13 protein-coding genes are annotated in these 16,081 nt (G+C 39.5%); 4 read left to right on the top strand and 9 right to left on the bottom strand.

What is annotated here, in order from left to right:
* Positions 1-294: 294 nt before the first annotated feature.
* The gene (locus tag G6554_RS19440; protein ID WP_166244861.1) at positions 295-1,170 is read right to left on the bottom strand and encodes a nucleotidyltransferase-like protein; all 876 of its coding nucleotides are present in this window, start codon (positions 1,168-1,170) and stop codon (positions 295-297) included.
* A 150-nt stretch (positions 1,171-1,320) separates the two neighbouring features.
* Between G6554_RS19440 and G6554_RS19435 the strand changes: the two genes are divergently transcribed.
* Positions 1,321-1,671 carry a YgzB family protein gene (locus G6554_RS19435; protein ID WP_166244859.1) on the top strand — a complete coding sequence of 117 codons (351 nt, stop codon included), beginning with the start codon at positions 1,321-1,323 and terminating at the stop codon, positions 1,669-1,671.
* Between the two features lie 61 nt (positions 1,672-1,732).
* On the opposite strand, the gene perR is transcribed toward G6554_RS19435, so the two are convergent.
* The 7 genes from perR to G6554_RS19400 form a co-directional block, all read right to left on the bottom strand.
* The gene (gene perR / locus G6554_RS19430) at positions 1,733-2,170 is read right to left on the bottom strand and encodes a peroxide-responsive transcriptional repressor PerR (protein ID WP_166244857.1); all 438 of its coding nucleotides are present in this window, start codon (positions 2,168-2,170) and stop codon (positions 1,733-1,735) included.
* A 125-nt stretch (positions 2,171-2,295) separates the two neighbouring features.
* Complete coding sequence (locus G6554_RS19425) at positions 2,296-2,850, bottom strand: cob(I)yrinic acid a,c-diamide adenosyltransferase (RefSeq protein WP_166244855.1); 555 nt, start codon at positions 2,848-2,850, stop codon at positions 2,296-2,298.
* Between the two features lie 244 nt (positions 2,851-3,094).
* Positions 3,095-3,562: a thioredoxin-dependent thiol peroxidase gene (gene bcp / locus G6554_RS19420; RefSeq protein ID WP_166244853.1), complete on the bottom strand. Its 468-nt coding sequence runs from the start codon at positions 3,560-3,562 to the stop codon at positions 3,095-3,097.
* A gap of 82 nt (positions 3,563-3,644) precedes the next feature.
* Entirely contained in the window at positions 3,645-4,037 is a 393-nt protein-coding gene (locus G6554_RS19415) for an ion channel (RefSeq protein ID WP_207343066.1), read from the bottom strand.
* A 69-nt stretch (positions 4,038-4,106) separates the two neighbouring features.
* Positions 4,107-4,892 (bottom strand): ABC transporter permease, encoded by a 786-nt coding sequence (locus G6554_RS19410; RefSeq protein ID WP_166244851.1) that lies wholly within the window; start codon positions 4,890-4,892, stop codon positions 4,107-4,109.
* Positions 4,893-4,895: 3 nt separating this feature from the next.
* Positions 4,896-5,687: an ABC transporter permease gene (locus tag G6554_RS19405; protein WP_166244849.1), complete on the bottom strand. Its 792-nt coding sequence runs from the start codon at positions 5,685-5,687 to the stop codon at positions 4,896-4,898.
* Positions 5,680-6,696: an ABC transporter ATP-binding protein gene (locus G6554_RS19400; protein ID WP_166244847.1), complete on the bottom strand. Its 1,017-nt coding sequence runs from the start codon at positions 6,694-6,696 to the stop codon at positions 5,680-5,682. Before G6554_RS19400 ends, G6554_RS19405 begins: the two co-directional genes overlap by 8 nt.
* 164 nt (positions 6,697-6,860) lie before the next feature.
* Here G6554_RS19400 and G6554_RS19395 point away from each other — a divergent pair, with 164 nt between their 5' ends.
* From G6554_RS19395 to G6554_RS19385, 3 genes are all read left to right on the top strand, one after another.
* Entirely contained in the window at positions 6,861-8,156 is a 1,296-nt protein-coding gene (locus G6554_RS19395) for a glutamate-1-semialdehyde 2,1-aminomutase (RefSeq protein WP_166244845.1), read from the top strand.
* A 320-nt stretch (positions 8,157-8,476) separates the two neighbouring features.
* Positions 8,477-12,946 (top strand): glutamate synthase-related protein, encoded by a 4,470-nt coding sequence (locus G6554_RS19390; protein WP_166244868.1) that lies wholly within the window; start codon positions 8,477-8,479, stop codon positions 12,944-12,946.
* Between the two features lie 241 nt (positions 12,947-13,187).
* On the top strand, positions 13,188-14,264 hold the full coding sequence (locus G6554_RS19385; protein WP_166244843.1) for an FUSC family protein: 1,077 nt from the start codon (positions 13,188-13,190) through the stop codon (positions 14,262-14,264).
* A gap of 23 nt (positions 14,265-14,287) precedes the next feature.
* Here G6554_RS19385 and G6554_RS19380 read toward each other — a convergent pair whose 3' ends face one another.
* Complete coding sequence (locus G6554_RS19380; protein ID WP_166244841.1) at positions 14,288-16,054, bottom strand: ABC transporter ATP-binding protein; 1,767 nt, start codon at positions 16,052-16,054, stop codon at positions 14,288-14,290.
* Positions 16,055-16,081: the final 27 nt, after the last annotated feature.

Raw genomic sequence — 16,081 nt, 5'->3', positions numbered from 1 at the left:
AGCCAGGATCAAACTCTCCAAGAAAGTTGATTAGCTCATTTGTTACGTTGGCTTAGTTTCATCTATATTGAAACTAAAAAATATTGTTTGTTGACGTTTTTGTTTGTTTAGTTTTCAAAGAACAATTTTCTTTAACTGTCGTAAGCGACTTTTTTAATATACCACAAAGCTTTTTAAGATGTCAATATATTTTTTAACAACCGCCACTTGCGAAGGTTATATGTGAATGTTTCGCAGCGACGGTTATTAATATACCAAGGAAAAAGAAAAAGGTCAACACCTTTTGTTGTTTTTTTACGATAATTTTTTATGCACACAATAACATCGATGATAAATCCCTTGGCCCTTCGTTTCAATATTTACTACATCAAGTAAATGTTTTTCAATTAAATACTCTATTAGTACCGCCAAATCAACAGAATAAGGAATTAATTCTTTTTCGCTCATAATTTCATTAAACTGCCAATATTCCTTTCTGCTTAAAACTTCTAATAAATGTGCCGTACCGATATTTGTCCTGAAATGGATCATGAATTCACTTGCAAGGAAGAGCAGTTCGAGCCGTTTCTCAAGTGTTTCTTCACTATTTACAAGTTCTTCATATAATTTAAAGATTTCCGGTTCGATTTGTTTGACTTGTTGCCAAACGGTGAGCTCTGGATGTAAACCATTTTCAATCACCGCTAATCGTGCAAGATGGTGTAGGGAATGAACAACATAATTATAGGCATCCAAAAACTGCTTACTTTCGAATAGAGCCTTTCCATCTACATAACGGCGTATTAACTTGGCAAATTCTAAGCCCATTTTGATTTTTCGCCCATTAAAAGGAAATTCACTTAATTCCATTTTTAAATTGGCAACATTTTCGTTCCGATCAAACAGGATTTTCGCCTCATGAATCCATTCAAAAATTCTTCGGTTCGTGCCCAATAATAACCATTCCTGTAATTGTGACTCTGTAATGACATGCATGGCAGCCTTTTGATTATTATACGAATAATGTTTTATGAATAGCGGCTGATCCGCCTCTTTAACAATGATTAATAATATTTCATCAAAAGATTCTGTCACATGACTTGATTTTTGTTTCTTTTCAATCAGCAAAACTCCAAGAGTATTTGATTGGCTCGCCCTTTCTTGGTAAATAGGCCGAAGGATGTCTTCCATTCATCATTCCTCCATTTTTTCAGGTAAGTTTAATATGTTCGACAGTGATTCTCTATTTCCTTCTTTCATCCAAGACAAATTTCGACATTCTTTGCTAAGCGTTTTTTCTTAGCTGCTAAATATGGTATAGTTTCTCTAGGAGGGAGAGGCATGGCAAAATATTCGAGTAAAATAAATAAAATCCGTACCTTTGCATTATCATTAATTTTTGTTGGTTTTATTGTTATGTATGCCGGAATCTATTTTCGTACTTCACCAGTTATTATGACCATCTTTATGCTTTTGGGTCTTATTTTTATTATTGCTAGTACAGCTGTCTATTTTTGGATCGGTATGTTATCAACCAAAACCATTCAAGTGAAATGTCCAAGCTGTGGTAAACCCACAAAAATGCTTGGAAGGGTGGACATGTGTATGCATTGCCGCGAACCATTGACCCTAGACCCTAAACTCGAAGGTATAAAATTTGACGAATCCTTTAACAGTAAAAAGTCAAAATAAAAAGAGGCTGACCAAAACCTCAGTGGCTTTTAGCCGCTAGGTTTATGTCACCCTCTTTTTTCTAATGAACCTCTTTACTCGCACATTCTGGACATGAGCCGTAAATTTCCATACGGTGATTTTCCACTTTAAAACCTGTCACATGGGAAGCAAGATGCTCCACTTCGTCTAAGCCTGGATAGTGAAAATCAACAATTTTACCACACTGTTCACAAATAACATGATAGTGATTGGTTGTAACAAAATCAAAACGGGCTGATGCATCCCCATAGGTTAACTCTTTTACAAGACCTACCTCACGAAATACTCGTAAATTATTGTAAACTGTCGCCACACTCATATTAGGGAATTTTCCTTCAAGGGCTTTATAAATCTCATCTGCTGTGGGATGTGACATCGAGTTTATTAAATATTCAAGTATCGCATGACGTTGCGGAGTAATTCGTACCCCAGTATCCTTCAAGGTATCCAACGCTTCTTTTAACTGATTCATCGTCATGCACCTTCTTTCTAAAAAGTATTCTTAAATTATAATTGTTATAATTTATTTTACAAGGGTATTACTACTTTTGTCAATATTGTACTCTCAAGGTACCATTTTTGGTGACCCAGCCTAACCATCGGTTACCTTTTTCCATGCAAAGTTTGCTCGGTAGCTCCTAGTTTATAATTCACATAACGTGCCGTCACGAATAATAAGTCTGAAAGCCGATTTAAATAGGCCAATACAAGCGGGCTTACTTCTTCCCCCAGTGAAACCGCACACCTCTCCGCTCTCCTTGCAACGGTTCTGGCGACATGAAAAGCCGCACCCGCTGGATGCCCTCCTGGTAGAATAAAATTCGTTAGTGCCGTTAGCTCTGTCTCACAAGCATCTATTTGTTGTTCTAATTCTTCAATATCCTCAAGCGATAGTGACCACTTCACTTCTTTCCCTTTTGGCGTCGCCAATTCGGCACCCACGTGAAATAGGTTTGTTTGTATTTTATGATATACATTTTCAATTATTTCTTTCCCTAGAAAATTTTCCTTAAGTAAATAACTTAGTGCCAGTCCAATCATGGAATTGGTTTCATCACAGGTTCCGTATGCTTCGACCCGTATATCATTCTTTGCCACCCTAGTTCCATAAATGAGCGATGTGGTTCCTTTATCACCTGTTTTAGTATAAATCTTCATTTTTAAATTCCCCCTATAAAAGTGTTGTTTTCCATTTCTTTTATATTTTATGTATAAAAGTCTAAAACCCTTTTTTTCAACAAAAAAACAATATGGCGCTCCGCCCCTTTTCCATAAAAAAAATGGGTCACTGTGGACCCAAAAATTTATCTGAGGAGGTATGCCCTAATAAAATGATATTCACTTTCCCTCTTATTGCATTGGACAAATGCCTTTTATCGCGAAAATAGGCGTAACCTTTTGATTACAAATTCTCACGTATATATGTTAACGCATCTTCCACATGCCCTTTTACTTGAACTTTACGCCATTCTCTGGCGATGTTCCCTTCCTGATCAATTAAAAAGGTAGTCCTTTCAATTCCCATATATTCTTTACCAAAGTTTTTCTTTAACTTCCACACATCATAGGCCTCAGCTACTTGGTGCTCAGTATCAGCGAGTAATAAAAACGGAAGACCGTATTTCTCCACAAACTTTTGATGGCGCTCTACAGGGTCTGGGCTAACCCCTAAGATGACCGCATTCAATTCATTAAATTGTTGAATCTGATCACGAAAATCACACGCTTCTGTCGTACATCCAGGTGTCATGTCTTTCGGATAAAAATAAAGTACGACATGTTTGCCCTTAAGGTTTGATAATGTAATCGATTCCCCTGTATGGGCCGCTAATGTAAAATCAGGGGCCTTTTTTCCAATTTCAATTGACATGTTCTCACTCCATTATGTAAATTTCTTCTAAATTAGCGTAACCAAACTCTCTTTCCAAAACAACTTTTCTGCACAAATAAAGCTATTTTTCCCGATTAAACATTACTTGGGCAACAAAGGCAGCGGGTAAGGTATAGCCAATTAGCGCTTCTGTGACCGCAATAAATCGGCCAATCCCCAGTGGAATGACATCCCCATTCCCAACAGAAAACAGCATCATCGCACTAAAATAAAAGCTTGTTTCAAATATGTTTTTCCCGTGATTATGACTCGCTTCCTTTAGAACAGGCGTGCCAACTAAATGAAATAGGAGATAAAGAAGTCCGAATCCGATAATCACAGTTAAATAACAGGTTCCTAGATAAAAAAAGTTATCTACAGACACTAATTTGCCCTTGATCGTGTTTGGCACAAATAATGTGCGGATGCTCATGAATATGCAGAAAATGACGATTGGCAGCAAGAAATAGATCAAGAAAGACCACCTCAAACTCTCGGGTTACTTCTATTCTATTTCTATGCATGCTTGGTCAATAAAATAGCATTAATTTCCCGCCCCGCGATATTTCTTCACCCCCTGATTCCAAAGCAAAACAGAGAGGGTAAAAAAGACAACACCGATAAGAGGTGTTAAATAGGCGTACCAATACCATTCTTGTTTTTCAAGAAAAAAGGCTGCTGGATAGACCCCAACAAAAGCAAAGGGCAAGATCCAGGTTAAGACAAAGCGGATTAATTTATTATAGATATTGACTGGATAACGGCCATAATTGCTGATATTGTACATCATTGGCATAAGCGATGTTCTGGCATCAGCCCAAAAACTAATGCAGGCCAGCATAATGAAAATTCCCCCGTAAACAAGTGCCCCGCCCATAACGAAAATAATAAACAAAATCGGGTCGTACCAATCAATAGTAAGACCAAGTCTGAAACCTGCGTAAAACATAATTGCAAGACCTGTTATCGAACCTAATAAAGACTCTAGCTCTAGCCGCTCCAGTATGATTTGAAACAGACTGTGGATGGGCCTCGTTAAAATCCGATCCAGTTCCCCCTTTACAATATACCGCTCATTAAAATCCCAAATATTAAAAAAGGCAGAAAAGACAGCATATGGGACAAGGAAGAAGCCATAAATAAAAATAATTTCATCCCTGCTCCATCCATGGAGCAAACTGGTATGACCAAAAACCACAAGAATAAAGACAAGGTTAATGGCTTGCGCAAGCAAATCAGAGAAAAACTCAACAAACAAATCCGCCCGATACTGCAGTCTTGTTTTTAAATATTGTGACATGTATTGAAAAAACATCGACATGTAAAACATGGCTTATCCCCCTTGAATAATCAGCTGTTTCTTCGCCAAATTCCACAGCAGATAAATTGGCACCATAAGAACAATTACCCAGATAAATTGCTGCCCAATCGCGGTGATAGACTGCGATTGGGAAAAGCCTTTGGTAAAAATCATACTAGGGGTATAGCTGATTCCTTGAAAAGGAAGGAATTTCATCATATCTTGTGCCCAGACCGGAAAGAAACTGATTGGAAGAAGAAGCCCGGAAAACAAATCAATCACAACCCGTTTAGCTCGGATTAGCCCAGAATTATTAAATAAGAAGAAAGTTGTAATCCCCGTTAATAAATTGAGCTCTGTATTAACCAAGAAACTCAATAAGGTCGAGAGCCCAAATAATCCCCAAACACTAGGTTCCCAGGTAAATTGAATCGGGAAGACGATGTACACAATTATGAGACCGGGTGCAGAAAAAAAGAATAACCTAAAAATCCCTTCCCCTAATGCCTGCATCGTCTTCATTCCGAGATAATTGTAGGGTCTTATTAATTCAATCGCTACTTTACCTTCCATAATTTCTTGAGCCATTTCACGGTCAAGGTTATTAAAGTAAAAGGCTCTAGCCATCCAAGCTACTGCCACATAGGAGGTCATTTGAACGACTGATAGGCCCATAATTTGATCTTTTCCTCCATAAATAGCCTTCCAGAGAAAATAATAAGCACCGATATTAATGCTATAAATGAGAATCCCTGTATAATAGTTAGTCCGGTACGCCAACATCATAAGAAAACGAATCCTAATCATTTCTATATACTTATCCAACTTCAACAGCACCCTTTTCATAAATATTGCGAATGATTTCTTCTGTAGAAGTTTCGTTAATTTTGACGTCCTTAACCTTGAAGGCAGCAACTACCTTCCCTATTACTTGTGAAATTAGTTCATCGCTATCTTCCACAGCTGCAGTAAAAGTCTGTTTCTTTTCATCCAATTCCCACTCAACAGGTATTCCATAAGTTAGCTTTTGTATGGCAGTGAGATTGATATTTTCAAGAAATTGAAACTGAAGTTCTTTACGATCTCCCCATTTTTCTTTTAATTCCATTAATGCCCCGTCATAGATCACTTTCCCCTCATCAAGCATGACGACTCGCTCACACAATGCCTCAATATCTGAAAGATCGTGGGTCGTTAACAGAATCGTAGTGTTGTATTTCTCATTAATTTCCTTTAAAAATTCACGGATTTTCAATTTCACCAGTACATCCAGTCCAATGGTCGGCTCATCTAAAAAAAGCAGCGGCGGGTTATGTATTAAAGCAGCGGCAAGTTCACAGCGCATTCTCTGTCCAAGTGATAATTTGCGAACAGGCTTATCTAATAGCGGCTCGATGTCCAATGTTTTAATCACATGGTTCATATGGCTATCATATTGTTCATCCGTTACCTTATATACTTTTTTCAAGAGACGAAAGGATTCTTGAACAGCGATATCCCACCATAATTGCGATCGTTGACCAAATACAACACCGATTGTCTGTACAAATCTTTCACGCTCTTTATGAGGATTCATTCCATTTACAATCACTTCTCCAGATGTTGGAGTTAGGATTCCTGTCAGCATTTTAATCGTGGTTGACTTTCCGGCACCATTCTCACCGATATAGCCTACCATTTCACCTTTTCGGATTGAAAAATTAATGTCATTCACCGCTGGAACCACTTTATAATTCCGCGTTAACAAGTCCCTAAATGCCCCTTTTAAGCCTGTCCGGCTAGAATAGGCTTTAAACTCCTTTCGAAGCTGTTTTACCTCGATTACATTTTCCATTTTTCGAACCCCCTAACGCTTTTCTCTAATGATTTAGTTTAGCTAAATCACAACGTCAACACAACTTTCTCGCATCCTTAGCAAATTATCTAAATGTTAAAACAGCTAAAGGTCAATGAAAAAAGTGCTAGAATGGGAAAGAGACCATTTTAGGAGGGTAAAAAATGCAATTTACTAATTCTGAACGAATACATACTGAAGCATTAGAACACATTGTCGGTGGGGTTAATAGCCCATCCCGATCCTTTAAAGCTGTAGGCGGTGGTGCACCTGTTGTAATGGAACGTGGCCAGGGCGCTTATTTCTGGGATGTAGACGGTAACCAATATATCGATTATCTTGCAGCCTATGGTCCAATTATTACCGGTCATGCACATCCTCATATAACAGAGGCAATCAAGCGCGCTGCCGAAACGGGTGTTCTATATGGAACACCAACACCACATGAGGTGAAATTTGCAAAAATGATTAAGGAAGCTATTCCTTCATTAGATAAAGTTCGCTTTGTCAACTCAGGCACCGAAGCAGTAATGACCACAATCCGTGTTGCCCGTGCCTTCACAGGCCGTGATAAAATTATTAAGTTTGCTGGCTGTTATCATGGGCACTCTGATCTTGTCCTTGTTGCAGCAGGATCCGGGCCATCTACACTTGGAACACCTGATTCCGCTGGGGTTCCAAAAAGCATTGCCCAGGAAGTAATTACAGTACCATTTAATGATATTGAACCATTTAAAGAGGCATTGGAAAAATGGGGATCCGAAATCGCTGCGGTTCTAGTTGAACCGATTGTTGGAAACTTTGGGATTGTTGAACCAAAACCAGGGTTCTTACAGCAAGTCAATGATCTCACCCATGCTGCTGGTGCACTTGTCATTTATGATGAAGTAATCACCGCCTTCCGTTTTATGTATGGTGGAGCACAAGATTTATTAGGGATTCAGCCTGACTTAACGGCTCTTGGAAAAATAATTGGCGGCGGCTTACCGATAGGCGCCTACGGCGGACGGAAGGAAATCATGGATACTGTCGCCCCGCTTGGACCAGCCTATCAAGCAGGAACAATGGCTGGAAACCCTGCTTCCATGCTTTCCGGGATTGCATGCCTTGAAGTGTTAAAACAACAGGGAATTTATGATTACTTAGATCAATTAGGCGCGATGCTTGAAAAGGGAATCCTAGAGGCCGCTAAGGAATATGATATCAACATAACGATCAATCGATTAAAAGGTGCTTTCACTGTATATTTTACAAATGAAACAATCGTAAACTACGAGCAGGCTGAAAACACGGATGGTGAAATGTTTGCAAGGTTCTTTAAGCTGATGCTAAAGCAGGGAATTAATCTTGCTCCATCAAAATACGAAGCATGGTTCTTGACAATCGCACATACAAAAGAGGATGTAGAAGCTACATTACATGCAGTAAGAAATGCATTTTCTTTACTAAAATCCGAATAAATATGCATTTTTTATGCAACAAAAGGAAGTGGAAATCACTTCCTTTTATTTTTTTATTTTCTTGAAAACGTTTACAATAATACCTTACAGCATTTATTACACCATATTTCCGCCTCATTTACCATCCAAATTAATGTATATTTATTTGATTTCTGAAAATTCTTATGATAATATTAGCTTATTATTTTTTTCTTTTTATCCTTATCCTTATTACCTCATTAAAGCATCAACTATTTTCACCCAAAAACAGGATGATCACAATTTAAAAGATTCATAGGAGGTGAACGGCTTTAGCGGCTAAACCGATGAAGCCAAACAATATGACAAAAAAATGGTCCCCTTCCCAATTTAAAGATTTTCACAAACAGGAACATGATGCATGTGGAATAGTCGCCTGTCTTGAAAAGAGCAAAATTCCGACAAGAAAGAATATATTTGCTTGTATCGATGCTCTTGTGACGATGAATCATCGTGCCGGCTTTATTAACGGAGAGGGCGATGGTGTCGGAATCCATATGGATATCCCAACCGAGCTTTGGAAAGAAAAGCTTCTTAAGAACGATCTTGACCCGAACCTTGTTGATAGGGAAGAATTCGCTGTTGGTCACGTGTTTATCAGTCAAAATGTTGACTGGGAATCAACGAAACAAGAACTTGTAAAAAAACTTTCCAACCATGAATTAGAGATAGTTTTTGAAACAACTAATGTCACTGACTCCTCTGCCCTAGGTCCGATCGCTATTCAGGAAAATCCTGTGTTTTGGCAATTTGCTTGTTTGTCAACAACAAAGGGCCATGAATTAACAAAGATTCTTTTCGAAACTTTAATTGATTTTGAGTTAAATGAACACGTCCATGTGGCATCACTTAGTCATCATCAAGTGGTCTACAAAGTAATGGGCGCCGGGGATATTCTCCCTCGTTACTACCATGACTTAGCAAATCCACTTGTAGCATCAACCATGACATTGGGTCATAATCGTTATTCTACTAACACTCTTTCAAGCTTTTTCCGGGTACAGCCCTTTAGCGTCCTTGGTCATAATGGAGAAATTAACACCATTTCAAAACTCCGCGATGAAGCACGAATGATCAATGTACCACTAGTCAAAGACGGTAGTGATTCCCAAGATTTAAGCCGAACCATGGAAACACTAATTTGCCGTGATGGGTATACTTTGTTTGAAGCAATGGATCTCTTGTTTCCGCCAATTATTAATGAAATCAAGGCCTATCCTAAACACTTGCAAGATTTATATACGTACCTTCGCGAAGCATGGGGACATTTTGCCCAAGGGCCAGCTGGAATTATTTCCCGTTACGGGGAAGAAGCCGTATTTAGTGTCGATGCACTTGGCTTACGACCACTTTGGCTGCTAGAAACAGAAAGCTCCTACCTCTTTTCTTCTGAACCAGGAATTATTCCTTCGACAGAGTATGTTAATGATCCGAAACCATTAGCACCGGGTGAAAAGGTTGGATTTAAGTGGAACGGAGAAAAATTAGCAGTTTACGAGCAAAACAGTTTCCAAGAAGAAGTGTACCAGCGCTTTTCTTTGCGCTTAAATATCGAGGAATCAAGAGGACGCTTGCAGCCGCCTGCTTTAGCTAAAACGGTTACGATGAATTACCCTGACAAAATCCATAATGGACAATATAAGGCCTTTGGCTGGGAAAGGGATCATATCCAGTTAATTGAACAAATGGCCGAAAAAGGGGTTGAACCCATTCGTTCATTAGGACATGACGCACCACTTGCGGCCTTGAACCCTGAACGCGTGAATATCGCTGATTATATCAAAGAAAGTGTTGCCGTTGTCACCAATCCTGCCATTGACCGTGACCGGGAAACAGAGCATTTCTCCACCCGTGTTATTATCGGCAAACGTCCAACTTTATTTTTTAAAGAAGAAACGGAAACAGTTGTTGAGCTAACCACACCACTTCTAGTGGAAGGAAAAATAGGTTTTGCCTGTTCGGAAGTCAGTGGTCAGCCAAGCTATGATCAAGTTGTTCAGCATTTTCACCAGCAAAAATTATCTGCCTATATTTCTACCACATTCAAAAAGGATGAAAATGTAGACGATGCATTAAAAAGGCTCGCTAATGAAGCAGTTCAGTCTGTTCAGGCTGGGAAAACGTTACTTATTTTGGATGATGCAAAGTCCCATCAAGGGGATTTATATTGGATGGACCCACATCTTGTTATTTCTGCAATCGATCATGCGTTAGTAAAGGCTGAAGTAAGAAGAGATTGCTCCATTTTGTTACGTTCTGCAGCGATTCGCTCGCTTCATGACATTATTACTGCCTTTGGTCTCGGTGCAGATCTAATTAGCCCATACTACATGTTCTTAACCGTACTTGATGAATCGGAAAAACCGTTATTAAATCTTTATAACGCTCTAACAAAAGGACTGGAAAAGGTAATCTCGACAATTGGCATTCATGAGCTCCGCGGTTATGGCAGACTGTTCTCTAGCATTGGTTTACATGAAGAAATCGCAAAGGTTTTAAACATTGTAAACTTCTTTGGTTCACAAGAACTCAAAACTGACTTTGAAGCGATGAAGCTTGATGCATTGAAAAGAGCGGAAGATTACCAGAATGAGAAAGAAAGGGTCGGAAAAACCTTTCACCTCTTCCCAAGGATTTGGAAAGCAATCGGCGAGGTGGCTGCAACAGGTGACTACAGTGCATATCGTGATAAAATTTCTGAACAAGAAACGGAAAACCCAACAACGATTCGCCATTTAGTTCAGCTAAAGAAGAGCAATAAATCAATTGCACCAAGTGAAGTCAATCTAAGTGTCGGTGATCATGATTTACCGTTTCTGATTTCTTCCATGTCATTTGGTTCGCAGAATGAGACAGCTTTTAGAGCCTATGCTGAAGGGGCAGACCGCTTAAATATGGTCAGTCTGAATGGTGAAGGCGGCGAAATCAAGGATATGCTTGGCAAATATCCGAAAACGCGCGGACAGCAGATTGCATCCGGCAGGTTTGGGGTAAACGCTGAACTGTTAAATTCTTCTAATCTATTAGAAATAAAGATTGGTCAAGGGGCGAAACCGGGAGAAGGCGGTCATTTGCCAGGTTCTAAGGTTACCGCAAAGGTTGCTGAAGCACGGAATGCTACACTTGGCTCTGATTTGATTTCACCATCAAACAACCATGATATTTATTCTATTGAGGATCTGGCACAAATGATTCTTGAGTTGAAAACAGCAAACGACCAGGCAAAAATTGCTGTTAAAGTACCGGTTGTGCCGAATATTGGAACCATTGCTGTTGGGATTGCAAAAGCCGGTGCCGACATTATTACCCTCAGTGGTTTTGACGGCGGAACAGGTGCGGCGAGAATTCATGCCCTGCAATACGTCGGATTGCCGGTAGAGATTGGTGTAAAAGCAGCGCATAACGCCCTTTTAGAGAGCGGTCTCCGCCATAAGGTAGAGATTTGGGCTGACGGCGGTATGAAGAGTGCCATGGACGTCATCAAAATTATGCTTCTTGGTGCAAATCGTGTGGGCTTTGGAACATTATCGATGCTCGCTATTGGGTGTACCACCTGTCGAGGGTGCCATTTAGATACTTGCCATGTTGGGATTGCCACCCAAATTGAATCAGAAGCACAAGCCAAAGAGCATGGACTAAGACGCTTTGTTCCGCGCCAATTAGAATTAGCCGTTCAAGGAATCATGAATCTTTTTACTGCTTTTGGAACAGAATTAAAAGCTCTTGCTGCTTCATTAGGAATCAAAAACTTACAGGAAGCTGTCGGCCATTCTGAATTATTGGAGCAAGCAAAAGGAAAGCAGCAGCTAAGCCTGTCTTATCTTCTAAAGCCACTTGAAATTAGCCAATTTGCAAAAGTGGAAGCGTCGAAATCAATTGAAGAAGTTCAAATGCAGGTAGCTGCAGGCGCAGAATACCTTGATGCAAGTGTAGATCAACTCCTTTCTTCTCGTGAATTCGTAAGTGTTACGTCCGAACAGCGCGTGTTAGGAAGCCGTGTTTCCTGCCACCGTGTCCGTGGAAGATTAGATGGGTCCTACAAACAACTGCCGTCTGTACAGCTTAAGTATAAGGAGGGCTCTATTCCCGGTAACGGCTTAGGCGCCTATAATAGTGAAGGAATTGAAATCACTGTTAACGGCGGCGGTCAAGACGGTGTTGGAAAAACCTCTTTTGGCGGAAATATTCATGTCCTTAAGTCTAAAGGGAAAAATGGCCTTATGCTAAATGGTTCTGTTGGAAAAGGTTTTGGATACGGCGCACAGAAGGGGCTGCTTGTTGCCCAAGGTAATGCTGATGCCCGTGCCGGTATCCGCCTCTCCGGAGCAGATTTAATTATTGGCGGCGGGGTGAAACAACCGCTACCCGAAAAGGAAGCCGGAAACATTGCAGCTAATGCCAATATTAAAGGCTTTGCCTTTGAATATATGACAAACGGTCGCGGGTTAGTTCTAGGCGACCCAGGTCCTTGGATCTGTGCCGGTATGACCGGTGGTGTCGTTTATGTCCGCCAGCTCCCTGCTATGGGCTTGACAAAGGACGCCTTAAAAAGACGAATTGCCAAGGGTGCGAAAGTATCTGTTGTTGACTTAAATGAAAAAGGCAAACAGGATATTAACGAACTTCTTGGAAAATATACCGATATACTTGAGCAAAATGGTCAACTTGAGGAAGCAGGTCAGCTTCGCGGTCTTTTAGCAGACCCGGAAAATCACTTTATCCAAATCCTTCCAGTCAAAGAACAAGCTGATCCGTCCGTTTCCACAGAATGATATAAGAAATACGGATGGTCCCTGGGGCTGGATGATTTTCAAATTCTATGTTTACGATTTATTCTAAGAGACGTCCGCTGTTTAGCGGACGTTTTTTGAGGTACATAAAACTATAACATTACGAATATAAATTCATATACTTTCTCTTGATAAAATGGTTTAATCCATGTATAGTACATATTTGTTCTTCAGTGAGCAATATAGAAGAAAACGACTATTTTTTGAAAGGAATTCAAACGGAATGAAGTTAGGTGCCCGCATTTTAAAAACGGGAATAGCTATTGTTTTATCCCTTTACTTAGGTCTATTGCTGCACTCACCCTCTCCTGTATTCGCTGGGATCGCAGCCATTTTTGCCATCCAGCCAACCATCTATCGGTCCTATTTAACGATTATTGAGCAAGTTCAAGGAAATCTCATTGGCGCAATACTTGCAGTCATCTTCGTCCTTCTATTAGGAAATCATATTATTGTCATTGGTTTGGCGGCTATCATTGTCATTATTATTAATCTTAAATTAAAACTAGAGAATACCATTGGACTTACGCTCGTCACCCTCATTTCGATTATGGAAACACAAAGCGGCAATTTTATTCAGTTTGCTGGAATCCGTTTCTCAACTATTATGATTGGAGTATTTTCAGCATTTATTGTTAATCTCGTGTTTATGCCGCCAAAATATGAAAATAAGCTTTATTCTAAAATCGTTGATGCAACCGAGGAAATTATTAAATGGATTCGACTAAGTACACGACATGATTATGACCATCAGCAGCTAAAAACAGATATAAAGAAATTTAAAGAAAGTATCAATATGATGGATTTGTTTTATAAAATGTTGAAGGAAGAACGCTATTATTTGAAAAAAAATCTTCCGGAAAAATCACGTAAGCTTGTGATTTATCGACAATTAAATGTAACCGCAAAAAAAGCTCTCGATACGTTAAAAAGATTACATCGTTATGAAAATGAACTGTTACAGCTTCCTGAAGACTTTAAGCAATCGATTCAAGAACAAGTCGACAGCCTCATCTATCATCATGAACAAGTCTTACTGAGATTCATAGGAAAGATTCCCACTCCTACTCCAAATCCTGAAGAGAATCTTTACCTAAATAAGCAGGAACTTTTCGACTACTTTTTAGCCCATCAAAAGGAAACTGCCGAGCAAAATAGCCCACATCACTACCATACCATGCAAATTGTCGCTTCTATTATTGATTACGGTGAACAGGTAGAACATCTCGATACTCTAATCACCAGCTTCCATTCCTTTCATCACAACGAAATATCAATAGAAGTAGAAAATGCCGATTAAAAAAGAACCCGTTGCGGATCACATTACTCCGCAACGGGTTCTTTCTGTTCTAACTGCTGCACCTGAAATAAATTATAATAATTTCCACGCTTATTCATTAGTTCCTCATGTGTCCCAATTTCTACGATTTGACCATGTTCAATTAGGACAATCCGATTGGCATGTGTAATCGTTGATAACCGGTGTGCGACAATGAAGGTGGTTCGATCCTTAGCCAGCTCTTCTAGTGATTCCTGGATCGAATGCTCGCTTTCTAAATCCAGTGCTGATGTTGCCTCATCAAGAATTAAGATGGGAGGATTTTTTAAAAATACCCTAGCAATTGCAACCCTTTGCTTCTGACCTCCGGAAAGCTTCACACCTCTTTCCCCCACCTTGGTGTTGTATCCATCTGAAAGATTTAGAATAAATTCATGGGCATTTGCTGCTTTAGCTGCTTGAACGACCTCTTCCTCAGTGGACCCCGGTTTTCCCAATAAAATATTGTCGATAACGGATTCGCTGAAAAGAATATTATCTTGAAAAACCACGCCAATTTTATCACGGAGCGTTTGAACCTTAAATTGACGGATATCCACCCCATCTAAGGTAATTCTTCCTTTGGTGACATCATAAAATCGGGGAATCAAACTGACCAGCGTCGATTTTCCGCCGCCGCTCATTCCAACCAGCGCAATCGTTTCTCCCCTTTTTACATCTAAATGAATCTCTTTTAGGACCATTTCATCTTCTTTATCATACGAGAAAGAAACATGTTCAAAGGAAATATCCCCTTTTACATTGCTGCACACCCTCGCATTTGGCTCATCAACAATATCATATTTCTCATCTAAAAATTCAAATACACGGTCCATGGAAGCGAACGATTGCGTAATGGTGGTAGAAGAATTCACTAACCTTCTTAACGGATTATAAAGTTTATCAATATACGCAAAAAACGCAACCATTGTTCCTAATGACAATTGCTGCTGAATGACAAGATAGGCAGAGTATCCGATAACAATTAAAGGGGCAATATCTGTAATCGTATTGACTACTGCAAATGACTTAGCGTTCCAGCTTGTGTGCTGTAAAGCTTTTTCTAAAAAGTTTTTATTCTGCTTATCAAACTGTGTCTGCTCGTACTCTTCAATCGCAAAGCTCTTGATGACCGGCATTCCCTGCACTCGTTCATGCAAATAGCTTTGCACCTCCGCCAGTGCCTGCGATCTCTTCCTTGTTAAATGACGAAGATTACCAAAAAAATATCGAACGGAAAAGGCGTATAGCGGGAAGAGCAGGATCGATACGACTGTTAATTTCACATTCATATAAAACATAAGAATAATAGCAAGGATAATAGTGGCAATATCAAGCCAAAGATTCATTAATCCTGATATTACAAAGGTCTTTGTCTGTTCCACATCATTAATTACACGTGAAATAATTTCCCCTGCTCTGGTATTGGAATAATACTTGAAGCTTAACTTTTGGATATGGGTGTACATCTGATCGCGAATATCATATAAAATTTTACTAGCCGTCCACTGGGCATAATATTGGCGATAATACTCAATCGGCGGTCTTAGGATGACAAAAACGACAATCATGACTACCATAATGAGCATAAGTTTATTAATTTTCCCATCATGGGATAGGGTTTGATTCCCAACAATATCATCAACCACATACTTAATTAACATCGGGATGATCAACGGGATGGAAAACTTTATTACCCCTATAATGACTGTCCCGATAATCTGCAGTCGATATGGTTTCACAAATTGAAGATATCTGCGAATACTATTCAAAGTAATAGATGCCCCTTCCTTCAGAAC

This window comes from Bacillus sp. MM2020_4 (assembly GCF_011250555.1).
GTDB lineage: Bacteria > Bacillota > Bacilli > Bacillales > Cytobacillaceae > Neobacillus.
This window is presented reverse-complemented; position numbering and strand designations above follow the sequence as displayed.